Source organism: Paenibacillus sp. TC-CSREp1 (assembly GCF_050171015.1).
Classification (GTDB): Bacteria; Bacillota; Bacilli; order Paenibacillales; family Paenibacillaceae; genus Paenibacillus; species Paenibacillus silvae.
On sequence record NZ_JBNOKM010000002.1, the window covers coordinates 161,357 to 187,010 of the forward strand.

General features: G+C 47.5%; 18 protein-coding genes and 2 pseudogenes. 5 read left to right on the forward strand and 15 right to left on the reverse strand.

Annotation, left to right across the window (positions count from 1 at the left end; translation table 11 throughout):
* Window positions 1-9: 9 nt before the first annotated feature.
* From ACQSGY_RS03345 to ACQSGY_RS03380, 8 genes are all read right to left on the reverse strand, one after another.
* A complete protein-coding gene (locus ACQSGY_RS03345; protein WP_427050659.1) occupies window positions 10-912 on the reverse strand; it encodes a carbohydrate ABC transporter permease in 903 nt (300 codons plus the stop codon).
* On the reverse strand, window positions 909-3,479 hold the full coding sequence (locus ACQSGY_RS03350; RefSeq protein WP_427050660.1) for a DUF5696 domain-containing protein: 2,571 nt from the start codon (window positions 3,477-3,479) through the stop codon (window positions 909-911). The genes ACQSGY_RS03345 and ACQSGY_RS03350 overlap by 4 nt, the downstream gene beginning before the upstream one ends.
* A 16-nt stretch (window positions 3,480-3,495) precedes the next feature.
* Window positions 3,496-4,131, reverse strand: coding sequence for a YIP1 family protein (locus ACQSGY_RS03355; RefSeq protein ID WP_427050661.1), 636 nt, complete (start codon window positions 4,129-4,131; stop codon window positions 3,496-3,498).
* Window positions 4,115-5,539: a hypothetical protein gene (locus ACQSGY_RS03360; protein ID WP_427050854.1), complete on the reverse strand. Its 1,425-nt coding sequence runs from the start codon at window positions 5,537-5,539 to the stop codon at window positions 4,115-4,117. Before ACQSGY_RS03360 ends, ACQSGY_RS03355 begins: the two co-directional genes overlap by 17 nt.
* Window positions 5,540-5,605: 66 nt before the next feature.
* Window positions 5,606-6,487, reverse strand: a complete 882-nt coding sequence (locus ACQSGY_RS03365; protein WP_373288443.1) for a carbohydrate ABC transporter permease — start codon at window positions 6,485-6,487, stop codon at window positions 5,606-5,608.
* Complete coding sequence (locus ACQSGY_RS03370; RefSeq protein ID WP_229729797.1) at window positions 6,484-7,401, reverse strand: carbohydrate ABC transporter permease; 918 nt, start codon at window positions 7,399-7,401, stop codon at window positions 6,484-6,486. Before ACQSGY_RS03370 ends, ACQSGY_RS03365 begins: the two co-directional genes overlap by 4 nt.
* A gap of 58 nt (window positions 7,402-7,459) precedes the next feature.
* Entirely contained in the window at window positions 7,460-10,357 is a 2,898-nt protein-coding gene (locus ACQSGY_RS03375; RefSeq protein ID WP_427050662.1) for an extracellular solute-binding protein, read from the reverse strand.
* A gap of 106 nt (window positions 10,358-10,463) precedes the next feature.
* Window positions 10,464-11,819: an extracellular solute-binding protein gene (locus ACQSGY_RS03380; RefSeq protein WP_216513918.1), complete on the reverse strand. Its 1,356-nt coding sequence runs from the start codon at window positions 11,817-11,819 to the stop codon at window positions 10,464-10,466.
* A gap of 273 nt (window positions 11,820-12,092) precedes the next feature.
* Here ACQSGY_RS03380 and ACQSGY_RS03385 point away from each other — a divergent pair, with 273 nt between their 5' ends.
* Window positions 12,093-12,857 (forward strand): helix-turn-helix domain-containing protein, encoded by a 765-nt coding sequence (locus tag ACQSGY_RS03385; RefSeq protein WP_427050663.1) that lies wholly within the window; start codon window positions 12,093-12,095, stop codon window positions 12,855-12,857.
* Between the two features lie 101 nt (window positions 12,858-12,958).
* Here ACQSGY_RS03385 and ACQSGY_RS03390 read toward each other — a convergent pair whose 3' ends face one another.
* From ACQSGY_RS03390 to ACQSGY_RS03410, 5 genes are all read right to left on the reverse strand, one after another.
* A complete protein-coding gene (locus ACQSGY_RS03390; protein ID WP_427050664.1) occupies window positions 12,959-14,596 on the reverse strand; it encodes a response regulator transcription factor in 1,638 nt (545 codons plus the stop codon).
* Complete coding sequence (locus ACQSGY_RS03395) at window positions 14,581-16,338, reverse strand: sensor histidine kinase (RefSeq protein WP_427050665.1); 1,758 nt, start codon at window positions 16,336-16,338, stop codon at window positions 14,581-14,583. Before ACQSGY_RS03395 ends, ACQSGY_RS03390 begins: the two co-directional genes overlap by 16 nt.
* Before the next feature lie 38 nt (window positions 16,339-16,376).
* A complete protein-coding gene (locus ACQSGY_RS03400; protein WP_427050666.1) occupies window positions 16,377-18,068 on the reverse strand; it encodes an extracellular solute-binding protein in 1,692 nt (563 codons plus the stop codon).
* Window positions 18,069-18,260: 192 nt separating this feature from the next.
* Window positions 18,261-19,796, reverse strand: a complete 1,536-nt coding sequence (locus tag ACQSGY_RS03405; RefSeq protein ID WP_427050667.1) for a glycoside hydrolase family 43 protein — start codon at window positions 19,794-19,796, stop codon at window positions 18,261-18,263.
* A 15-nt stretch (window positions 19,797-19,811) separates the two neighbouring features.
* Window positions 19,812-21,299, reverse strand: a complete 1,488-nt coding sequence (locus ACQSGY_RS03410; protein WP_427050668.1) for a glycoside hydrolase family 43 protein — start codon at window positions 21,297-21,299, stop codon at window positions 19,812-19,814.
* A 208-nt stretch (window positions 21,300-21,507) separates the two neighbouring features.
* Between ACQSGY_RS03410 and ACQSGY_RS03415 the strand changes: the two genes are divergently transcribed.
* The 4 genes from ACQSGY_RS03415 (at window position 21,508) to ACQSGY_RS03430 (ending at window position 23,820) form a co-directional block, all read left to right on the forward strand.
* Window positions 21,508-22,401, forward strand: coding sequence for a helix-turn-helix domain-containing protein (locus tag ACQSGY_RS03415; RefSeq protein WP_427050669.1), 894 nt, complete (start codon window positions 21,508-21,510; stop codon window positions 22,399-22,401).
* A 155-nt stretch (window positions 22,402-22,556) separates the two neighbouring features.
* Window positions 22,557-23,054, forward strand: coding sequence for a CcdC protein domain-containing protein (locus tag ACQSGY_RS03420; protein WP_427050670.1), 498 nt, complete (start codon window positions 22,557-22,559; stop codon window positions 23,052-23,054).
* Between the two features lie 38 nt (window positions 23,055-23,092).
* On the forward strand, window positions 23,093-23,533 hold the full coding sequence (locus ACQSGY_RS03425) for a ribonuclease domain-containing protein (RefSeq protein WP_427050671.1): 441 nt from the start codon (window positions 23,093-23,095) through the stop codon (window positions 23,531-23,533).
* Between the two features lie 11 nt (window positions 23,534-23,544).
* A complete protein-coding gene (locus ACQSGY_RS03430; RefSeq protein WP_427050672.1) occupies window positions 23,545-23,820 on the forward strand; it encodes a barstar family protein in 276 nt (91 codons plus the stop codon).
* 80 nt (window positions 23,821-23,900) lie between these two features.
* Here the strand turns inward: ACQSGY_RS03430 and ACQSGY_RS03435 are convergent.
* A pseudogene (locus ACQSGY_RS03435) lies at window positions 23,901-24,782 on the reverse strand (glycoside hydrolase family 30 beta sandwich domain-containing protein); the annotation flags it as partial.
* Between the two features lie 18 nt (window positions 24,783-24,800).
* Window positions 24,801-25,544, reverse strand: a pseudogene (locus ACQSGY_RS03440) (carbohydrate-binding protein); the annotation flags it as partial.
* Window positions 25,545-25,654 lie beyond the last annotated feature (110 nt).

The following is a 25,654-nucleotide window of genomic DNA, read 5'->3' on the forward strand; positions in this document are numbered from 1 at the left end:
TCCTCCTTTCTAATCTTGATAGAAGACTCGTTTCGAGAAAATGATAGATACAACGACAAGAATGATGGCAATGGCTGCGAAATAGACCCAGGCCATGGCGGAGCTAAGACCAAAATCGAATTTGACGAATCCTGTATCACGGATCAGCTCCGTCATCGCGTTATTAGCAAATGAATCAATAATCGTGTAGATCGCATTGACAAAAATAAGCGGACTCACCATCGGGAATGTTATTTTCCAGAATGCTTCATACCCTGTCGCACCTTCCATCTTGGATGCTTCATACAGCTGAGGCGAGATCGTCTGGATACCGGCGAGGAAGATCAGTATCTGTACACCCGATTGACTGACAATCTGGTAGATTCGATCCACTGCACCGCTCAAATAGGTGACAACCCATTCACTTACGCCTGCATTAAGCATCAGACCTTCCAGTTCCAACGTTCCGAACGTACTTCCCCCTGAATTGCTCTGATTAACCGCATCAATCAGGCTGGTACTCTCCAGCGACATAATAACGCCGGAGGCCAGAATAACAGGCAGGAAAAAGATTGATCGGGCCACGGCGCGTCCTCTGAACTTTTGATTCAGGATCACCGCAAGGAACAAGCTGAAGATGACGATCAACGGCACATTGACGAGTACATCGGTTATGGATTCAATGAGCGCCCGGTTAAAGCTGGTGTTCACGGTAAGAGCCTGAATATAATTGGTGAATCCCGTGAATTGAATAGCAATTCCATCTGCATTCGCCTGAATCTTGCTCATGCTGTATCGCAGCGAAGCGAGCAGCGGAACAAAGAAAAATAAGACAAAGCCGATGAGCCACGGCAGTACATAGATTACGCCCCACATGGCTTTCTGCTGGGCATACGTACGATTTCCCCATTTCAATTTCATGAGTGTCTTCATCGCTGCCCACCACCCGTCACATAGCTTAGGGCATCAATCTTGTGATTTTCTGCTTCAACAGAGAAATCATTATAATTCACAATCACATAGCCTCCGCCTTCGTAGGTTGTTCGGTATACACCTTCGGCAACAGCTTCATGAGCGATCATCGACTGCCCTGTAAATGGCAGATTGACTTGGCTCACTTCCTTGTAAATATCAGCGGCCAGATCAATCCACTGCTCATAATTCGCAGCATAGAGATTGTTGAAATCCGTCTCTTTCACAACATGGTTAGGTGCATTAAACCAGGCGAAGTAAGGACTCGCGCCGTATTCAATCAGCTTCAGGACATATTGTCTTGCATCGGTATACGTGGACAGATTGTACGGAGAACCCGTATAGCTGATATTTCCATGCACAACCAGTTGGAAGAACGGTATTTCTTCATCCTCCAGCTTGAACCTGCTGCTTGTCATGGGAGCATCCGTAAGCCCTGTAACATAAGGCAGAGCATAACCGTTCCCGCCCTCGGCTACGATGGAGCCAGCCTGCTGCCTGATCTGATCCAAAGCTTTACGAACCGTATCCAATGCCTGTGTGCGATCCAGCAGTTTTTTCGGATTCATGTCGCTATTTAATTGTTCAGCCATATCTTTAAGCGAAATGCCGCCCGCTTGCAGCGGCTTCAGGTCCTTCAGCATATCTGTCGTTACTTCATTAATCTCATTCGGAGAAAGCACATAGGATGCGGATAAATCCTTGGCTCGGCGCTGTAAAGCCAGGTCCATCGGATACAAAATCGCAGGTTCCTGCGTTAAAGTCCGGGATGCCTCTTTCGATGGACTGAATCCTTTTTTGGACTGCACATTCAGCATAGCCATATCCGGATAAAAGCCGATGCCTGCGCCACTCGTATATTCGCTGAATGCCTTCATTCCCTTTTTCCCGCCAATCACACTATCTACCTTGATGGAATCCGGCAGACGGTGGTGCAGACCGTCATTGAACCATCCGGCATAGCGGACCTGAATGTTGGACACATTTTTCTCCATCAGCTTCGAAAGTATCGTTTGACCCTCTTCAAACGTAGTCAGTGCCTCCGTGGAATTATACGGGATACCTAGCATATGCTGTCTGGTGGACATGCCGCCGAACAGCTTGAGGTAAAACGGCACACCTGCAGGCTTTTGATCAGCTTGCATCTCCGGCAGTCCTCCTGTTGAAAGCAAATGCTCCCTGTACAGTGAAGCCAGCCCTGAGTAGGAAGCCTGCTCTGCTCCAACAAATGCGTATCGAACAACAAAGTCGGAGGAGGTCGGTTTATTCTGGAACTTCGGCAGCGTACGAACCATGTCACTCGACTGCAGGGTAATATCACTTTTGTTTACGACATAAAAGCTGGGATACACGTTATTGTAGCTATTGAGCTTGCCGCTGATATCCGCATTTACCATAGCTACCGCATCGCCTTCTTCGATGATGCCGAGGAAAGCCCCCTCTGGCCGAATCATTCCAAAGACCGGCAATCTGGCCTTGCTTTCATTCGAGCTTGCTTCCCGCAGCTTCATCGTCAGATCCGGACCATAAATGTCCTGCTGATAGGAAGGGTACTGCAATTTGCCATTGTTAAAATGAATGAGTGCTCCCGAGCCGTCGGGAACAAGAATTGCACCTTCATCCTTGGAGCCTCCGGCTCCGAAATATTCAAGCACCGACAAGGTGTTGATCGGATACTCTTCCGGGAAATGGATACCGGATGCAGGTACACGAACGAGCATTTGCTCCCCATCGAGTTCATACTCGATCGTTAGCATAAACAAACGCGGCCCGCTTCGTTCATGTTCGATGCCATGCTCTGCATTGTCTTGGGCCAGGTCTTCTTCTGTGTATCCGGCGTCTTCAAAAGCCTTCAAGGCACGAGTCAGCTGCAGTCCCTGCATCGCCTTATCGATTCGGACATACACCCCTTCATCCTTGTCCTCGGCATACCCGACCTTCAGGGCACGTTCCCCGGACTTGTCGAGCTTTGCCAGCAGATTTTGTTCGAAGCGTTCCTTGCTGATCTTTACAGGCAAATCCTCAATGGAACGTTCGGTGCTGCCAAACTGATAGTGAACCCGCACCCCGTTCGGCAATGCTTCATAACTCACCTGCTTATGCCGCGTACTGTCTGTATAGGAGTTGACCATACTGCTCTGTCCTGAGCTATTGAAAAAACTGAGCCTTGATTGAGCCGACAGAAGATCCTTGTTAATCCCGGCGGCAATGCCGTCCTGCTCACGATCTGCCGGATTACTGCGCCAGATCTGTCCGCTCTGGTTATGAATTACTGCAATTTCGGCGGTCTCTTCGTTAATCAACAGCTGTAAGGCGTCATTACGGGCAATACCTATCATGCCAGGTATGCGGGCATCGCTAAACGCAGATTTCAGCTTTTCTCCGGGAGGCAGGGAAGGAGTCTCTACTTGACTAACATCTGCTGCCGTCTCGCGAGCAGCTGGTGACGGCGAGAATTGACAACCACTAAGAAGCAAGCTGCTGATCAGCAGGATTCCGGTAATTTTTTTGGCTGCGGCGTATTTCATCGTGATTTCCTCCTTCCTAGCCCCGAAGCACTAATTCCTGATAGATGGTGTATACAAAGGATACGATCTGCTGTATAAGACTGAAGAACAACAAGCATAGAAATGCCATAAATGCCATAGCCACAAGGGTGAGCAGCATCGTCAGAATCGTTTTGGCTGGTGTATATTGATGCACGGTCATGTTGCCCACAAACAGGAGATAGACCGTCCAGCACACGGCTATCGCGTTAGAGAAATAATAAAATGCCGTCTCCTGTGCAGAAATTGCAAGACTCAGCCAAATCCATGGAAAATGCACCAGGAACATCGGCACCAGCGCAAAACAGGTGGACATAAATATTTCAGAGAACTTGCCTTCCCCGTCCATCAATGTCGTTAATGACCAGTTGGCTACACACCAGAACAGGATAGGCACGATCACATATACCGTTTCAAGCAGGCTGTTCAGATATTTGGGATTGTTGAAATTAATCAAAAATCCGCTGTACTGCGCCTGCAAAATTTTGGTGATTACGAGCAAAGCCATAATCATAAACGAGATTAGCAATGTCGTTCTTTGATTCCGTTCGTATTTCAATTCCCAATAACCGTCGAAGGGATGGAAAATCAGATGGAGCGGGTACTGGTACAATTGTTTACTTGATGCCTGCATTCGTTGTCCTCCTTCTCTGTCTGCGAACGATAACAACGGTGACGAACGCAGCTACAGCCAGGAATATACCGGACATCACCCATGAAAAATGCTCGCGCATCAGTTCTTTCCTGTACAGCAGGAACGCTTTGGAGTACCCTTTGCGCTCCATGCTTTGTTTGAAGTATTCGGCTGACTCGGCATACTGCTTTTGGCGAAGCAGCGCCTTGCCGATACCCGCATAGGCATATTCCAGATTGGCATTCATCTCGGCCGCCTTGGCAAAGAGCTGCGAGGACTTATCTTCTTCGCCGTTGTAATAACTGCGTACCGCATCATGCAAGGTGCGTCCGTATTCGGTTGTCTGGAACACGGTAATCTCACCTAGTGCTTTATCCAGTACAAGCATGCGGTCACCTGCCCTCTCCAATGCGACAGGAGTATTGAACAGGCCTATCCGGTTGCCGATTCCGCCAAAGATATGAAGTAAATATCCGTCACCGTTATAGGTGAATATCCGGCCTTTGTTTGAATCCAGCACGGAGTACATATCGCTGTCTCCTACATCCACATCAATCAGGCGTGATGGCCCGCTTTCGTTCATGTATCGCAGATCGCCTTGAGGTGCTGAATACCCTTCTCTCCGCAAAATGTCCGTTCCCTGCGCATTCAGCTTTTTGATCGGATCTTTACCACGATCCCCGCTGGTTGCATAGATGAAGCCCTCTTCGTCCATATCCAGATTGGTGAATTCGGTCGGTGTGAACATGACCATCTGACTGCGCTGCTCGCGGGTTGCGAGTCGTTTCCACAAATATTCCACAGGATCAACCTGAACCCGGTTAGCCCCGATGAAGGAGGAAAATACACCATCTGCACTGAACTCCATGAAGCCGTCAAATACCCCTTCGGCCATCACATAGATGCGATCCCCTTTATCCATCACGATCCGAATCGGCTTGAATTGAAAATCTTCTTTTAACAAATCCGATTTCGGTTCAGCCACAATTTTGACGAGTTCTCCTTTATCATCCAAATGAACAACCCGGTGATTATCCGAATCGGCAACGAGGATATCTCCTTTATCTGTAACAAACAAACCTTGAGGATTTTTAAACTGATCTTTCTTGCCTTCGTTTATAAACGAATCAATGGTCCGTACAAGCTTGAAATTCCGATCCAGCTCTACGATGCGGCCATTGCCTGAATCCAGCACATAAACACGCTCATCCTTGGTAACATGCATATCAGTCGGTTCCTTGAACGCGCTGATATTCAGCTTCTTGCCAGTAATAATCATGGTTGCTTCATATGCGGCCGGAGCAGGAACAGCATCCCCATAGAATGAATAATGGTACGCATCGGCTTCACCGTCTGCGCTCGCAGGTAATGCTGCTGAACTGAACAGCAGGAGGCAGACCATGCTCATGATGACCCATTTTCGTTGTTTCCATTTGCTTTTTGGCGTGTAACGCTGCAATTTGCTGCCTCCTTTCTATTCTTTCATGCCAGAAGTCGCCATGGTCTGCATGACACTGCTCTGAGAGATAATGAATAGGGTGATCGGAACGATCATCAGCAGCAGAGCTACCGCAGCACCGACACCTGCCCGTGCAATCCCCCCCTGAACGATCTGGCTGAGTGCATAATGCAGTGTTTTCAGATTTTCGCTGTAGATAAAGCTGCCGCCGTCCGTTCCCCACAGTGCAGGGAATTGCAAAATCATCAATGTAAGCCATGCCGGCTTTACGTTAGGCATCACAATGCTCCAGAATATCCGGTATTCATTCGCCCCATCAATTTTCGCCGCCTCCAGCAATGCATCGGGAATCTGCTCCATGAACTGTTTCATCAGAAACAGACCGAGCGAAAATGCCAGTGAAGGCACAATGATGGATGCGTGTGTGTTGATCCAGCCAAGCCAGGACATGACCATGTAGTTTGGAATTGCCGTAACATGCGGCGAGAACATCAGGGACAGGATCACAATGGTAAACAATATTTTGGACCCTGGAAAACGGTACTTGGCAAGCGGATAAGCTGCTGCCGAAGCAAGCAGAATATGTCCGGCCGTGCCCACCAGTGTGATGAGCAATGTGTTGGCGATATAACGGGATAACGGTACCCATGAATTGCCCATCAGGTTAATCAAATCAGCGAAATTTTCGGTGGTTGGATTATTCACCCAGAAGCGCGGCGGAAATATAAATAGTTCATCCAACGGCTTGAAGGCATTATTTACGGCATAAATCAAAGGAAGCACCATAAATGACCCAAACACAGCCAGCAGCGCAAACAACATGAAACTGACGGCAAATGACCGATTGAGTCTCTTCGGCATGCCGAAGATGGCACGAACTTTGCTGGTCATCGTCATTCACCTATCTTTCTAAGCATTTTTTGCGTGAGCACGTTGGTGCCGAGCATGAGAGCAAACAGAACAGTCGCGATCGCGGAGGCGTACCCCATTTCGAAACGAATCGTGCCATAATCCATCAGATGCGTAACTACGGTATGCGCCGCATAGTTAACACTCGGGAATCCGGCAAGCGCTATCGAGATTTCGGCTACAGCGAACGAGGCTGTAATCTGCATGACTGCACCAAACATCAGCTGTGGTCTCATGGATGGCAGCGTAATGTACCATAGCTCCTGCCAGCGATTTTTGATTCCGTCCACCGTTCCTGCTTCCACCAGTGAGCGGTCAATCGTCTGTAAACCGGCAATAAAGGCGAGAAAGCTCGTTCCAAGACTGAGCCAGAGCTGTACGAGAATAACGATGCCTAGTACATACTTCTCGTTGGCCAGCCATTGAATGGGCTCCAGCACGATGCCGAGCCGCATCAGGAATCCGTTCATGTAACCGTAGCTGTCGCCCGAGAAAATGATCAGCCAGATGAAAAACACGTTGCCTGATATAGAGGGTGCATAGAAAACCAGTGTCATCACTGCCCGAACTTTCGGAGAAAGCTCGTTGATGATCCATGCAAACAAAAAACAGGCGATGTAACTGACTGGACCCGTAATCACGGCAAAGAGCAGTGTGTTTTTAAGCGCGATCAAAAATACATCATCGTTCAGAAATAACCGTGAATAATTTTGCCAACCGACAAATCGCGGAAATTCCAGCATGTTAAAGTGAAAAAAGCTAAGCCCCAGTGAAATGCCGACCGGAATCACCGTAAACATGAAAAAGATCAGCATAAACGGTGCCATTAATACGTAATAGTGCCTGCTGAGATACAGATTCCTTCTTAATTGCGACCACCAGCCGACCTGGCGAGTATGCATGACAGGAGCGGCGGCTGTCTCGGATGTTTTGGCTTGCAACCGTTACCCTCCCTTTCCTTTATTTCAGATTGAATTCCTTGCGTTTCAATTCGATCTCATCGTCAATATAAAGCACATAGTCCGACAAGGCTTCTCGCGGATTTTCATTGGCATTAACAACCTTACGGAAGGCGTTATCCAAGTGTCGGCCTGTAAAATATCCCCCCGGCAGCTGTGGAATACCCTGCACCCACTCCCACTGCTTCTCCAGGTTCTGATAGTCCTTCACTGGCCATGGCAACTGCTCTAACGCTTCAATATTTGCCGTAGGGTAACGAGCAGCTGCACCCATCAGACCTTCCATCTCACGTCCGTACTCGATCTGGGTTGACTCATCCGTCCACCATTTCATGAACTTCCATGCCGCCTCTTTATTGGCCGCATTTTCGAGCATCATGACCGCGCTCGTTGCACTCGCTACTTCATGTCGGATGGAGCCATCAGGAAGCTGCGTACCTGGCACAATCGTGAAGTCCCACAGATTCCGTATTTCAGGAGCGAGCACCGTCAACATGTTGTACGTTGTATAATCCGCAATACCGATGGGCATTTCGCCTGTACGGAAACGGTTAGGAAAGTCCGCCTTGAGCGGAAATTTGTAATTGGTATAAAACTGCGTCCAGCGTTTGAACGCATCCATTGAAATTTCCGAATCAAGCGCACTCTTCTTTCCATCCTCCGTATAAAATGTTCCGTCATTCTGGTACAAGAGCATGGCAAACGTAGCATTTGGAACCATATTGGCGTTATTCGTCGTGTCCTCGATCGGCAGATAAAATTCCATGTTGTGCTTTTGCAATACGGCGATTGCATTGTATACATCCTGCCACGTTTTTGGCGGCTCCAGGCCAAGCTCATCCAGAATATCCTTACGGTAGAACAGCATCGGGAAATGCTGCTGCTCTGGGAGTGCGTACACGCCGCCGTTATACTGATATGGCGTTAACCCGCTTGCACGGAAACGGCTTGCAACCTCCTCATAATCCGGGAATTGACTAAGATCAGCTGCTGCATTCCGCATCGCATAGTTCACCGGAATATCTTCACCCATCTGCATCGCAACGTCAGGCCCTTCACCAGCCAGTGTTGCAGGCAGCAGAATATTGGGCGGAACAAGCCTGAGCTGCACGGAAACGTCAGTATCCGGTGTGAACGTATCATCGATCATACCCTTCAGCACCTGAGCCTGATCCCGTCCTGTAGTGATCCATACTGTAATGGAATCCTTCTTCTTCTCCACATTACCGATGCTGTCATAATCTTCGGTATACGATGCAACATAAGCGCCAAGTTCATGCTTCACCTGCTGCAGTGCAGACGCTTCTGCCTTGGGCAGCTCTTGACCAGGCGCAGTAACCATCAAATAATCCATCGTAATCGGCTGCTCCCGTACAGTCAGAATCCATGTTCCGAGACCGCCAACGTTAATTTTGAACGTATCCAGCCGTTTAGGAACCGTCTCCGGTCTTGCAGCCATATCTTTGAGCTGTACTACCATCGCGTGCAAAATAGCGACTTTATCGCTCTGCTCGCCCGTTGCCTTTTCCAAATAGTCAGCAACAGAGCTCAGAACCTCCACCTGTCTGTTAAATACCTCAGTCATCTCCGGAATACGTTTCTCCAGCTGGTAGTCCCGGAGCGGATCGGGTTTGTTGGAGGTGATCATCAAAATTTTGCGATACATCTCATTTAATTCGAGTACGCTGGATTCTACGGTTCGCAGCAGCGGAGCAATGTCACCTAGCGTAACCGTCAGGCGCAAGCGATGTTTGCCCTGCTTGAGATGAAACAGATAAGGCTCATCTTCACTATTTCCAAGCACTTCTGTCTGCCAGGAAGGGCTGTAATTAAAGCGAATTCGCTTCATTTCCTCGAACGGCGTTTTGCCGTCAATGGTCAGGCTGCGCGTGGCATAAATGCCGCGAAGCTGATCCTGCTTCACTTTTAACGCAATCTGATACAGTCCATCTTCAGGTACATCAAGCTCCCATTCGACCCATTCCCCGGGCAGCTTCCAGTTCACGCCGCCAATGGCATTGATCCGGATTTTGGAGACATCGTAGGGTTCAAGCGAAGGACTGGAGCGATCCGATATAGGTGCCAGGGTAGGAGATGATTTGGTGATAGCCTCTTCCCCTTGAACCTTCAGCATCACAGAGCTGGCTGGTTTCAAGCCTGACGATTCATAATTCTTCTTCAGCTCTGCATACGAAGGAACCGCCTCTTCCTGATATAACTCAATGTAATCAATCGCCATACTTTCTCTTAGAGAGGTTAATGATAATTGCTGGGTGCCCTTTTCAAAATAAAACTGAAATGGTTCCTCGAAATACCCGGCACTGTCTCTGAACGAAGCAAGCTGCCATTCCGGCTGCTCCACCTGTCTCGGTCTTAGATCGTTGCCGCGATCATCCTGCCGGATGTGATCTTCGCGATTTCCCCATACCCTGTCGAAGAGAAGCACCTCCGCTTCCCGGAAGGGAACCTCTCCGTTCAGCTCCAGCTTGCGTTCAATTCCCGAGCTCTTTCCTTCGACAGGATAATAATGAATGCGAACGTGATATAAACCACTCACTTGTACGGGTACATCCCAGCGAATGGTTCCGGATTCAGGAGTAATAACCGCACTGCCGTGCAAACCGGCATAACCTTGCACCACTTCGAACTCCGAGCTGTCTGCCTGCGTGTAAGCTTCGCCTTCAACCCGGACGGTTGCAGCCGGTTTGGCAGTGCTCGCATACGTTTCCCGATAATGTTCATAGCTTCGTGAATCCTTGCTGCCTGATACAGCTTCAAAATCCTCAAGTGCATGTACCGTTCCGGGGCTTGTATCCTGCGATGGATAGATCACGATGATCGAGAACACCAAAGCCAGAACAAGTACCAGAATCAGTCCCTTTTTCTTACGTGACCGCATGTTCGAATGTATCCCCTTTCCTGTAAGCGTATTGACAATTGAACGATTGACTAACCCGGGCAGACCGCACCTGCTGCCCGTGCGTTCTGCCCGTAATTAGGAATGCTTATTTGTATACCTCATCAATTGCGGCCTGGAAAGGAGCCTTGTATTTCTCAATCAGTGTGGATACGGACACGCCTTCTTTCAGCTCTCCATCAAAATCCCAATAAGGAAGGGATGGGAAAGTGTTATGGTCGAGAACAAGCATGCCAGCTGCTACTTCTCTGGCGTTGTTAATATCTGCTTCGTCCGTCAGATGTCTTTCCAGCGTGGATTGCTCCGGATAGTCATAGATGGAATCAATCTCATTGATTTTTTCCCAGATATACATCAGCTGCTCCGGATTTTCGACAGCCTTAGGGATCGTAATCGCTTGATATTGGGATTCACCTGAGTGATATGCCGTAGCGCTCGGTCCTTTCGGATAAGGCAGGAAACCGATATCATAATCCGGCATATCATTTTTGATGCCTTCAATTTCATACATCGCGCCAGAGTACATCAACGTGTTGCCTTGACGGAAGAAGGTTGCCGGTTCAGTCCAGTCGCCGCCCTCTGTCGGTCTGCCCACTTTCTCTGTAGCCAATTTGTTCAAGAAATTGAGCGCTTCTTTTGTTTTCGGATCATCGAGGTTTTGTTTATCACCTTTGGTCAGAGAAGCTTCGTTGGAGTATAAAATCGGCTCAAGCAGGCCCGTTTGGGCGAGGCCCCATGTATCCAGCTTGCCATCATTGTTACGGTCTTTATTGGCTTGCTTTGCTACGCTCAAGAAGGTATCCCAGTTCCATTCGTCTGCATCGACATATTCCTGAAGCGGCTTCAAGCCAAGCTCCTGCATCAGTGTACGGTTATAGAAAATGCCGTTGATAAACGAGGACTGATCTTCTGTGAAGCCATAACCTTTGCCTTCATACTGCATATATTCCTTCGTCGTTTTCTGATTAAATACTTTATCGTTCTTGATATAATCATCCACTGGCCACAACAGATCCTGCTTGGTCAATGCTGGAATAGCATAGCTTTTACCCAGTCTTACAAAGTCGCCCAGCGGCTCACCTGCCATCAGGGAGGCTACAACCTTTTCTTGATACTCACCAAAGTCGATTGAAATGTATTCGATATTAAAGTTATGCTTCTTTTTCAGTGCTTCCAGATTTTCCAGACGTTTGATATTGTCCGGGTTGTTGTCTGTAATCTCCATGTTCCACCAAGCTACAACTTTAATCGTTCTGCCGCCCATGTCGAAGTCCATCTCGGGCGTAGAATTTTCATTCTTTGGTTCGGTTTCCGCTGGTGCTTGCTCCTCCTGTGGTGCCGGCTTTTCCGGTGCAGGCTCAGCTGCAGGCGCAGAGCTGCAAGCGTTAATGAGCAACAGCGCGGCAAAGATCAGGCTAAGCAGCATAAACTTGTTTTTCTTCATTGTCTTCCCCCCTGATTATCGTGTGCTCCCACAGTGTATCGTTCAAATGTAAGCGCAAACAACCTGCTTAAATGCAGGTATTTACCCGGTCAAAATATAGATCGGGTTCATTTGAGGAAGGAAGCGAGCTTTTTCCTCTGCAATTGGTAAAGAAATGCACGCTCTGCAAAAAAATGCACATTGTATGCGCTTTCTTTTGTTCACATAATGAAACTAAGCCTTAATTCAGTTAAACATTGATCGGAATATAACAAGAAGGTGAGGTCATGTTTCATGCACCATATTTTACTTGTAGATTATAGCCACCACTTGGTCCGAATTCTCGGATCACTTCTGGAAGACAACAAATCTCCATTTGTCATCAAACATCACGTCTCCAATTCCAGCGAGGCCCTTGATGCACTGTCTAAACAGGATTTTAACGTTGTTGTTGTGCATACAGAACGTTACGATGCCGCGGGATTGTGGTTGTGCCATCATATCCGACAAATAAGTGATATTCCGATCGTGCTGCTGGGTGGCAGAGATCAATTCAGTCTGGTACGCAAAGCACTGACCTATCAGGTGAATGACTATTTGCCAGCCCCCTTTAAACCGGAAGCACTGCTGCATAGTCTGCATGGGCTTCAGGACAGACTTGTGCCTGCTCCAGCCCAAAAACGCCCTGCGTTCAAGCCCCCGATTCAGCTTAATGGCAAAACGATGGATTCCACCCATGTCATCCGGGTTGTCAAAGCATATGTACGGGATCATCTGCAGGAAGAACTTACGCTGAAGCGCATTGCCGATATGCTGCATTTTAATTGTGCCTATCTCGGGCAAAAGTTCAAAACAGAAGAAAAGGTATCCTTTAATGATTACATGCTGCAGGAGCGCATGAAAAAAGCGAAGCACCTCCTCTTAACCACCAATCTGCGAATATACGAAATTGCGCTCGAAGTCGGTTATCGCGATATTGACTGGTTTTACAAAAAGTTCAGAGCCTGCACAGGCTCCAGTCCCAATGCCTATCGCAGGCAAAAAGCCAACACTGCATAAGGATTCGCTGCTACAGACTATTTGCAGCAGAACAGGTAAACACAAAACACGCAGGAGATGCTCCTGCGTGTTTTGGCTGTTTTATTGAAGGTTTTAAAGGTTTATAGCTGTGCTGATGAACGTGCAAGCAGGGATTCCCGATACTCCTGCGGGGTCATCCCCGTCAGTTTCTTGAACAGCCGGGTGAACGAATGGGCGGATTCATAACCGACCTGAAGCGCGACTTCGCGCACCATGAATTCTTTGTCCAGAAGCAGTTCCTTGGCCTTGCGAATACGGCTGTCATCGATGAATTCGGACAAATTAATGCCCATCTCCTGTTTGAAAAACCGTGACAAATATGAGGGATTAAAGTGATGCAATTCGGCCAGCCGAACGAGAGTGAGATCCTTTTCCAGATTGTCCTTGATATAATTACATAAACTTTGCACGACCAGATTGGCTCGTTCCTCCTCATTGGCACGTTTGAAATTAACGAGTTCATCAGCCGCTTGATACAGATACTGAACGGCCTCCTTCATGCTGGGGAAATGGTTCAAATGAAGTAAACTTCGCTGATCCGGTGTTCTCTGCTTCAGGCCCCAACGATTAAATGCAGTGTGCAGCGATAAAGCCAAATGATAATACGTTTCCATCGCACGCTCCATCGTCATGTCCTGTTGAAGAAGTTCACCGACAAGCTCTTCAAATAGTTCATAGAAGAATTGAAATCGTCCCGTCTCGAGAAAACCCGACATGGCTTCCACACGGCTTGAGATCCGTACAGCCTCTTTTGGAGAAGCAACCGAAGGTTCATCGTATCTATCCATTAATACCATCGACACACCGTCTCCGATCCTCATCCACTGCAGCAAGCGCAGACGCTCGTATCGTCTAGGAATTTGACTCCAGTCGCATTCGTGTCCGCTGAACGTAAACGTAATGGATATCCCCAGTGAAGCAGCACAGGATTCCTGTACAAGCTCAAGCGTGCCTTCAATGTATCGGGCAAAATGTTGATCTGCTGTTCCCTGCTCACGCTTAGGCTGCAATAACCAGACAACATCTCCGTAATGATCCGTTGTACTGACGCATTGTGTATGCTTTCCCAATAATGTGCTTCCAATAATACGTACAGATGCTTGTGTTCCTTCCTGTTCAGTGACCGATTCTTGCAGTTGATTGGAGCGTCCCAGTACCAGATATATGGGAGAATCAAGCTTTAAATCGGCGGTCGTTTCCGCCAAAACTTGCTGCAGCTCATTCAATGCCCCTGCGGATGCCCCCTCCTGCAGCAGCTTGCGGAGCATTTCATCCTGCTTGAATGCGGTCAACCGTGAAGTCATCTCGCGCTGCTGCTGTAACAGCTTGTTCATATCATGGCTTTGTCTAATCTCCTCTGTGACCTGCGTCACAACGTGCATTACTTTGTCATATCCTTCCGTTTTGAGCAGGTACCGAACATTATTCATCTGAAAGGCCTGGTATGCATATTCAAAATCACTGTGTCCTGTAAGAAAAATAATGCGGCACAGCGGCCAGCGGCTTTGAATCTCTTCGGTAAGTTCCAGTCCACTGACACCTGGCATACGGATATCTGTCAGCACCATATCAATTCGTGAACGCCGCATCAAGGACAATGCTTCTGCAGCCGAATAGGCTTTATATACGTCCAGCTGGTCAGGCATATGTCTGGAAAAAGTTTCATACAGACTATCCGTAATGATTTCCTCATCATCCACGATCAGAAGCCGATACATTCGTTTTCCCCTTCCTTCCACTGGATTCGAATGACAACCTTTAATCCATGCAATTCACTGCTTGTCAGAAACAGGCCGCTTTCTGGTCCAAAAGTAAGAACAAGACGCCTGTGAATATTCATTAGCCCTGTCACGTCATCCGTCGTTGAATCACTATGCAAGAGCTGCTGCATCTTCTTGATATCTTCCGTCTGAAGATCATTCCCGTTGTCCTCTACAATGATCTCCGCACAGGATGATTGCATCTGGAATTGAACACGCAGCAGCCCTTCAGCCGTATTTTTTTCGAGACTGTGTTCATAGGCATTTTCAATAATGGGTTGAATGACCAGCCGTGGAACCTGAATTTGCTGCATTTCCGGTGGCACTTCCCCAAAATCAACCTTGATTCGTCTGGAAAAGCGAAGCTGCTGAATTTCGGTGTAGATACGGGAATGATGCACTTCTTCTTTCATTGGTACATGATCGGTTCCATTTCGTGTGATGAAACGAAAGTACTCACCCAGCATATTCGTGAATTGCTCGATCCGGTCCGTCTCCCCCGTTCTTGCAAGCGAATTGAGAATGAAGAAACTGTTGTAAAGGAAATGCGGATTAATCTGTGATTGAAGCTGCTTCAATTCAGCTCGCTGCATCATCATCGTTTTTTTGAAATCACGGTCAATCAGCTGCTGCAGATTTTCAATCATGTGATTAAAGCGGGCATACAGGAATCCGAATTCATCTTTGCGGTGATGTACAATCGGAATATCGAGCACACCTCCCTCCATCTTTTTGAATCTCTTCACTAACAGCAGGAGCGGAATATGAATTAACTTATACGTAGAATAGAGATACGCTGTAATGGCTATAAAGGATGTAATCGCAAAAATCCAGGCCCATTTGTAAAATTTGCTCAGCGGTTTGGTGACCATTTTTTCAGGCAAATACGTAGCAATGGATAACCCCAGGGGTTCCATATGATGCTGGTTCACATAATACAAAGTGTTCTCTACGGTGACCTCGAAGCTATCGAGCGAGTTCTTTTGACTATATTCAAGATAATTGTCAAGAATGATCTTTCGTTCCTTCTGATCGGAAATAGCAAAACCAGTCTTCTCTTCAATGAGCAGAGAGGCACTCTCCGGATACAGATTAAGCTGGGAAAGTTCATTCTGAAAGGCGGCGTTATCAAGCTCTACCTGTATGACAAACAGCGGTGCTTCTCCCATTTTACCTGTTAATCGTACCGCACTCAGATTCAGAGCATCATCTTTTACAGTAAATCGGGTCGCTTCGCTCTGCGGATGTGAACTGAAAAATTCATAAGAGGCCTGATTGTACTCATCAATGCCCTGCATCGCAGAAATGCTCTTGTTGACTGCAGGTATATGTACATACACATTCTTGATATATGCGCTGCTGTTCTTGAAGCCAGCAAGCCGATCAGATAAGTAATTTAACGTTTCACGTCTTTCAATCTGGCCCATATTGTTCCAGAGGATCGCAAGCCGATTCAGCTTGCGGTCCTCTGCAATATCAAACTGCTGCAGCTCCATCCATTCAATCTCTCTGCCAAGCTCATTCGCATATTGACTGAGCCGTCTCTCCGTGGACAAGGAAATTTCCTGGCTCGCTGTATCATAGCTCCAGTGGTATAGATAAACACCCAGCAGAATTAATGGAATAACAAAAACCAGGTAGGTCATAATCAGTCGTGCAAATATACTGTTAAACCACGACTGAGCGGGTATCTTGAACAATGCACTCCCCTCCTGAATTCAGTTCAAGAATACCTGCCTTAATACGATAAGACAAAATCTTGTGGTGAACGTGCAGCCGTGGCTTTATACCATGCATTCACCTCTGCTGTAATTTCTCTTCCTCCCAGTTCAAACCAATCTTCCACGAATTGATCAAACTCTTCGATGGGTGAACCATGAATGATGTTCATATACGCTTCAAGCTGGAGATCACGAAGGATCTCTTGACGGTCCACCATCGTTGCTGTGATTCCACCTGTGAATTGATCATAAAGCAGCTGACCGCTCTGCTCATAATGGTCTGCAATGCTAAAGGCACCTGTCGGGCCATAGGTCTGTCTCCACCCCCAGCCGCTCTGCAAGCCTTCTGCTTCATAAGCTGCGATTCGCTTGTGGATCGCAAGGGCTTCATTCTCCAGACTTGAGAAATCACCAGAACGTCTGGCGTCACGAATGTCCCTGTAGGCGTCTATATTTTTGGTACCCGGAAAAGGCGTAACCGGTGAAAGCATCCATACAGCGCGGGAATCATCATTGTAATACGTTTCATACTCCGCGTTCTGGCCCCAGTTTTTGTCCAGATGCAGATTCATCAGCTTGACAACAACCTCAGGGTTAGCGAACCCTTTTTTCACCGCAAAATAATGCCCTGTATTGGAACGAAGCGGTACAGCTCTGTCTCGCCCCTCCTCCGCCACAATAGGATAAGCCTGCCATTCTGCTTCAGGGTCCTGTTCACGAGTGGATTGAATCGCAAACGGGGTCCATTGCTCCCCGTATAACATGCCGATTTTTCCCTGCTGAATCAGTCGGTATTCCTTGCTGCCATTTTTGTATGCAAAATCCGGATCAAGCTGCCCATCCTTGTACATGGATTGTAATATTTTGAGTGCCTTACGCACCTCAGGCTGAATGCCGCCATACATCAGCTCTCCCTCCTGGTTACGAATCCATATGTTTGGAAAAGCACCGTAACCGGCCATGAATCCAGATACACCCATGACGGGGTCCCAGAGATAACTCGTTAAAGCCAGACCATAACTATCCTTTTTCCCATTACCATCAGGGTCAAGTTTTGTAAACGCTTTCGATATTTCAAGCACGTCTTCCATCGTTTCCGGCGCAGGCAGGCCCAGTTTATGCAGCCAATCCGTTCTGATCCACAGATACTGTGCTGTCTCAATCGAAGAAGAAGATTCCGGAATCGCCATCAGCTTGCCGTTAATGGTTGCTGCATCAAATGCACCTTTGCCTTCGGCTTCCAAAATTCGTTTGGTAAGTGGTGAAGCATAGTCACGGTATACGTCTGTCAGGTCTTCGATCAGATTGGCATTGCTTAGCTGCCTGAGCTGGTACGGATTGACCTTGACCACGTCAGGGAAGCGCCCGGCAGCTAACGAAACGCCGAGCTTTTGATTGTATACGTCCCCTGTTGCAATCCAGTCATAACGAATCTGAATGCCCAGCTCCTGCTCATACAGACGGGTCCAGCGATTATCTACCAGAGTCTCACCCGGAAGCTGATCAATCATTCGCTGCAAATCCTCACCCGTTTCCCTGACAAAAGAAACCTGGATTGGCGGTGAATATGCCTGCTCCGAAGCCTCCGTTTGCTGTCCGGAAGAAGAAAGTAATTGTCCGGAATCCCCTTGTGTGTGTCCGGCAGGCATACAAACCGTTAAAATAATGATGACGGTCCATCTTGTTTTGTACATCCATCTCTTATGCATGATGACATGCCCCCAGTTTGATTGAATGAACATATTCATGATTTGTGTCACGATTCCATTTTTCCTGAATCAATCATCCACTTTTTTTCAAAACCAATCATCCAGAATTGTTATTATTGTACAACATCTTATCCGCCTTGAGTACGAAAAAAGCCGCCGCCCGGCGACTTTTATTGACTATTTTGCAACCGTCTATTCCAGAAGTTCATACTCGAAATTGGAAAAATCAGCCCGTCCGCCAATCTCTTGTGTGGAGTAAAGGAACAGACCTATTCGGCAGCCCATAAAATGATCGAGCTTATAAACCATTTTATGAGCAATGCCAAGACTCTTCCACTCCGAGCCGTCGAGATAAGCAAAACGGCATTCATCTTGATTTTCCACAAAGTTGGCCGATCCCTGCAGCGTCACAACTGCACCTTGTATAGGGATTCGTGCATGTTCTGTCGCAGGCTCCTGATCGATCAAATTGCCGAAGATGCCGGCATCCTGACTCTCTCTTGACTGCATTACAAGATAATATTGACCTGCTTCTTTGGTAAGTGCAATCAGACCGTAAGTGCCGATGAGAAAACACAAACCTGCATAATCACCGTCATTCAGCCCGCTGCCGTCAAGTGTTACGCGGGCTGCACAAGCCGGTCCCATGGAACGCTGGGTTAGTGTATTGACCGCAAATGTCAAATTTGGACTTAGCTGGCCTGTGCGAATCCGGTATACACCCGGAACCTCGGTTACAGACCATAACTCATCATGCGGCGTGTGGTTCCATTGCCAGACATCACTTAGTCGCACCTGGCCCCGATCATCCAGCGTATATTCGAAACGATCGCTTGCTACCAGCGGTTTGTATGAATAACCCGGTCTTGTGCTGGCAATTTGCACTTGTTTCGGAGCCTCTTTGGCAAATACCGGCAAGCCTTCTTTGAAGCTCATAGGCACCAGCACCGGAATTCGGCCGACCGCACCATGATCCTGAAAAAGCATGGCATACCACTCACCCTCCGGTGTATCCACAATGCCGCCCTGAGCAACTCCCGAGTTGAAATACCCCATATCATCGTTGAACACTTCACCGCCAATAAAGGTTCCATCCAGCGAATCTGCGCGGTAGCAGGCTTGTGTTCTGCGTCCGGCCGTCTTGGTCATATGAATCAGAAATACATAGTAAATGCCATCAATTTTATAGAAATGTGCACCCTCATAGCCCAGATAATGCGGCTGATGATCCGTTACAATGATGCGATGCCTCCCGGCAGGCTTCGGCCCGGACAGATCCGCGTTTAATTCGGTCAGATGAATCTCTCTGTTGCCATGCACCAGATACACCCGCTCGTCATCGTCAAAAAACAGCGAGCAGTCGTGATAGAATCCTTCCACAATCTGTTTGTGCCACGGTCCCGTAATCTCATCCGCAGTATAGAGATACGTCTGACGAGTATCATTGGCCACAAAGATGACATAGAACTTGCCCTGATGATAACGCAATGAAGCGGCCCACATGCCTTTGCCATAAATCTGCTTGCCATCCTCCAGCCGCTGCGCTGGCGTATTGTCCAGTCTGTCATACACATACGCAGCCGTCTCCCATTGCATGAGATCATAAGAACGCAGAATGACACAGCCAGGCATCATATGCATGGTTGTACTCACCATGTAATATGTATCTTCTACCCGAATAACATCTACATCCGGATAATCCGCCCAAATGATCGGGTTTGCATGCATGTTGTCACACACCTCCTATGCCTTTTCAAATGTCCATTGCTGCAAAAGAATACACGGGCTGCTGTTCGGATGATTATCCGGCGACTTCAACACAAGATACAGATCATGAACACGCTCCGCTCCTGTAATCGAAGTCCAGCCCTCCGTCCACTCTGGGCCGTCTTCTGATGCAGGAATTTGCACCGTACCAATCAGTTCCCCTTCTTCACTGCCCAATCGCAGCTCCAGCACACCTGGCCCCGCTTGACTGCGTAACCATGCTGTAAAACCAGCCGCTCCTTGCTCGCCAAAATCGACACGGGATAGAGCAATCCAGCTGCCCTCATGCAGTTGACTAACCACCGTATTCTGATTCACGGACTGACTCTGGTCGTTTTCTTCTTGCATTTCATGCGTATTTACTCCAGCACTCCACCCAATCGTGGAACCACTAACCCTATGAAACGGGTTCAGAGGCTTCAACTGCTCTACCCCTGCGTAATTCGCCTGGATAGACTTGATTCTTCCGCTCCCCTCCTCGTATTCTACGAGATTCAAATGTGTAGAACGATACCCTTCGGGAATATCCATAGCCTGACACAGCGTTTGCGCATGATAAGCAATGTACCACTGATCTCTAAGCGGGAAAATGGCATGATGATTGTTACCGCCAATTCCAAAGAAATGACCCGGATTTTTCAGAATGGTTCCCTGATACGTCCATGGACCCATCGGATGCATACTCGTCATATATGCAATTTCCCCCGGCGGCGGACTGTCTTCATCACGCTCCACCTGAAAGAAGTTCGAGCAATACGTGTAATAATATATGTTGTCATACTTATGTATGCCTGAATTCTCAAACATAAAGGGAGCTGGAATCACCTCGGCCTTCCCCTCTACACTGACCATATCCGCTCCAAGTCGCATCACGCGCGCTGTGTCCGGTCTTTCAGGCTTTCCTTCTGGAACACCTCCGCCAAAATAGAGATAGGCCTGATTGTCATCATCCACCAGCACAGCCGGATCAAATAACCAGGTGACGTCCTCCACCCCAGGAGTTTCTCTTGTCACCAGCGCTTTCCCGATCGGGTCTGACCAGGGACCTGTAGGGGTTGGAGCACTTAATACACCAATTCCACTTGCGTTATTGGCAAAATACAGATAAAAACGATCTTCCCCGTTAATTTTGCAATGTGCCGCTGCCGGAGCCCAGGATTGAGATGCCCAGGTAGCCGCTCCTTCCGGACCAGCCACCTTGATCTCGCCGTGATCCGTCCAGTTCATCAGATCCTCCGAAGAGATGACCGTTATTTTGTTAATGGACTGATAGCTGTTTTTCTGAGGATTTTGGTCTGCATCATATTCCAGTTTATCACTTGTCATATACAGATAGACACGATTATTATGCACTAGCGCATAGGGGTCAGCACCGAATTTGTGAGCCACCAGAGGGTTAGCGTTTGGACGAAGCTTGCCGATCTCCTGCTGCTGGACAACCTGCGGAATCATTTCATTATTCATCTCGTATTCCTCCCTAAAATAGAATGAATGCACCTCATATTTTAACTTCAATGAGATTTTGCAGCTTTTTGGGCATAGCAAATAGAGAGCGTTTGCAAAACAAACGCCTTCGTGATAGGATGATTACATTTTAAGTGAACCTGAATCCCATTTCATTGCGTTGTTTGCTTGATTTATTGCGCGAAATGACCGGAGGTGCCCATTTCAGATGTCTTCCGAGTATTTTTATGACCCCATTCAGCCTGAACTGCTGTACCGTCATCCTTCAACGTCATATAAGCTTGAATCCAGTTATCATCGGCATAATGCATATGAAATCTTTTTATTTTTGAAAGGCCATGTGCATTTCTATGTGGACCATCGTTGCTATCCCATGCAGCGCGGAGATCTTCTTGTAATCTCTCCGGACGAGATGCATCGTACGCTCATTCTGGATGAAACGGAATATGAACGCATCACCATTAATTTGAAGAAAACATATATCACCCAGCTTTCTACCGTGCTGACCAATTTATTGTCCTGTTTTGACCATCGTCCGCAAGGTACAGGCAACATTATTCATCTGCAGGATGATCAGTTAAAGCAGTTACTCTATTGGACCCGTCAGATTGAACATTATGCTTCGTGTAAGATGTTCGGTGCTGATGTCAGAACCAATGCAGCAATGGCAGAAATGCTGGTCCTGATCAATCAGTGGTTTCAGCATAATACCTTTGTGCCTCAGGATATTATGCCAGAGCTGGTGCGAAAAACGATGCAGTATATCGATAAACATATTACTCAAGATATTACTCTCGGCGTACTGTCTGAGGAATTCTACATGAACAGCACTTCGATAAGTCGGCAATTTAAAAAGCATACCGGGCTTACCCTTCGTTCCTACATTCTGGGTCGACGCATTGAATTAGCCAAGTTACACCTTAGAGACGGAATGAGCATTACTGACGCCTGCTACCAGTCTGGATTCAGTGACTATGCCAATTTCATTCGAAGCTTCACCAAAATTGTAGGCATCTCGCCAGGAAAATATATGAAGCAGCGGCGCGAGGCTGTGGCCTCCCCGTTTAGCCAACAGATCATAACCAACAACATCATGCCATAATTGGCTTGGTGTTTTTTTATTGTGATGAAATGTCTTTAGCATATAGAAGATGAAAAATGACAAAAGTCACCTCATTCCAATTACTTTGTTCACTTCTGCATACTAACTAAATCCCGGATACTGAATATGACAAACCAAAGAAGAGGTGTCTTGTTATGAATGTCATTTCCTTATCTATTTCATTACTCATCGTGGTGCTGATTCTGAGAGGTGTTATCCAGGGCAGTCAAAAACCGCTGCATGAGTCCGGGCGCAAGTTGTTAATCCCGATTCTCTATATTTCAACGTGCTTGTTTGAACTGTTCGACCCCGCATTGGTGCTTACATCAGGCAGGGTACTTGGTTCGTTGGCAATGGGTGCTGTTCTGTCCATCCCGCTGATTCTGGTGACATCATTTGAACGCCGATCAGACGGATACATGTATTATGAAAAAAACATAACCCTTTATCTGCTCATCATCGTTATTTTTTTCATTCGTTATCTGGATCTATTGTTCATGACGGATATTGATAGTAAAACGATGGGCTTTCTTAATAATCTCGTGGCCTTGTCTTATATCGGCATATGGCGAATAGCGAGCTACTTGAAATTCCAACATGTCAAGTCTCAGCCTCTCTCCATGAAAATTGATTTATTGAGCAAAACGGATTAACATTAGAAGCATTGTCATCGTTAAAAGGAGATCAGAACATGCTTTTAAGAAAGTGGCTTTACCCTCTTTTCATCCTGTTGTCAGCACTGCTGTTTGCAGGCTGCACTTCGCAGATCGTGTCCAATACCGACTCTGGCACTGCTCACATCTCGAAGGAAATGGGCTTTCAGGAGGTTGCCGATTACATCAGGGAGCACCACGAGCTTCCGCCCAATTATATCACCAAGAAAGAGGCCCGAGCACTGGGCTGGGAGCCGAGCGAGGGCAATTTACAGCAGGTCGCCCCAGGCAAAAGCATCGGCGGCGATGTTTTCAGAAACCGCGAAGGTTTGCTTCCAAACAAAAAAGGGCGAATCTGGTATGAGGCGGACATTCATTACACTGGCGGGAAACGCGGAAGCGACCGAATACTGTATTCGAGTGACGGTCTGATCTATCAAACGACGGATCACTACAAGTCATTTCAGCAGGTTAAATAATGGAGGAACATATGCGTATCATTGAGATAGACGGCCGGCAATTACATAGCCGTGAAGCGCTCCATCAGTTGCTGCAGGACAAGCTTCAATTGGGGGAACATTATGGACATAACCTGGATGCCTTGTGGGATGCTTTGACAGGCGAAGTGAGTATGCCGCTAACGATTCACTGGAGCTTTCTGGAATCATCGAGAGAAATGCTCGGTGATTATGTTGACCAAGTCATTGATGTTATGCACGAGGCGCAACAAGAGATGCATGACTTCACACTGGAATTAAGACCATGACCAATAGGCAGCCCGCGGGCTGCCTATTTTGCTGTTTGTTGTATAGTCATCGTTTCTTTTTAGCCTACTCTCCCTGTTGCTTATGGCTGAACAACAAAAGTTGTCACACTTTGAGCCGGGAGATTTGCCGTGAATCCATTGCCTGATACCTGCAGCGGAGAACCTGCTGCCAGATTGCGTGTGCTGTCCGTAATCCAGGAGGACACCGAGGAGGCCGCGGCATTCTGAACCGTGAATCGTTGATTCACGACGGATGTATTTTTATTAATGGCCACAATCACGATTTTATTTTTCTCCCCTTTGTACGCCGACACATATACGCCGTTCACCGGATTTTTGGTTGCATCTACCCGAACATCGCCTGGACGAACGAACTTCGAATAATGCGCCATGCTGTAACCCCGTTTACTTATCGTACCATCCTCTTTGATCGGACCATAGTGTCTGCGAATGTACCACCATACATAGGTCTGGAAGTTTCCTTCAACCATTGCATTGTACATATGCTCTGCCACGCCGAGAGCTTCAGGCCAACGGTCTGCAGAATCCGTCTCGCTGTTTGGATAATACACTTCTGTCATCCATAACTCTTTCCCTGCGCCCTTCTGCTCAAATAACGGATATGGGAAATCTCTGTATTGTGTGCCATACGTATGTGCACCGAGAATATCCATATTAGCTAACGCCTGGGGATCATTAAGCAGCGGGTCTGACATGGTTTTCACATAAGAAAAGGATTCTGGAGCAATAACCCGGTTGTTGATGGAACCGGCATTTTCCTTCATAAAGCGCAGCATTTCCTCAGGAGACCACCAGGTCCAGTCATGCGCATAGTCAGGCTCGTTTTGCACGGAGATAGCGTACAGATTGACCCCGTTATTTTTCATGAAAGTGTCAAACTCATTCAAATACTGCGCATATGCCTCATACTTGTCGTATTTGAGACGTTTGGCCTGTGTATCCTGTACAAATGCAGTCACGTTGATATTGTCGATGTTTGGTCCACCTGTTCCTGTGGTCACGAACTTTAAGGTGCTTGTACCGTTCACCATCGGCACCTGGATTGACTTTTCCTTCCACGTACTTCCGCTGCCCGTAGCTTCAAACGCTACACTGCTCAGAGCTAATGAACCGTTGACGTAAACATCCACATTACTCGTGCCGGACGGCTGGGAATAACGAATCTTGATATTTTTAGTACCGGTGCTGCCAATGAGAATCGTATTAAACTGAGCAGCTGCTCCGCTCGCGTTTTGGAATGAGACATACCCTGTACCTGTGTATCCTGTAAAGGCTGTGGCTGCTACGGCACCACCAGAGAGCGTTGTTGTGGATTCGGCTTCATACGTTGAGCCGCCGCCCGAGCTCATATTAAGCGTGAAAATCTCTGTCATATCGCTAGGTGGATTCCAGGGCGATGCGAATACGATGGCGCCATGCTCAATCGCTTTTTTGGCCGTTGCTACTTCCCGCTGCCAGTTGTTCTTATTCTCATCAATCGGAATTCTGAGTACCGAAAAGCCAAGCTGGTCTGCCCCGTTGCCAAAAGCGGTTTCCCGCTCAGCCGCAGTAAGATCGCCTATCCAGCCGGAATGTGTCATGCCGCCAAAACCACGTATCAATTGTTTTGTTGACGATGCATTAACGACTACATCATTAGCTGCCATTACATTGGAGGAAGCAGGAATATAAAACAAGGGTAATGCTGTTACCGCTGCCAACATCGTACATAAGGATTTTTTGATCAATGAATTCACGTGCTGCTCATCTCCCGACGTATAAGATATGAAGCTGGTTACGAAACCTGGAACTTCCGCACAACTCCGTACTCCTT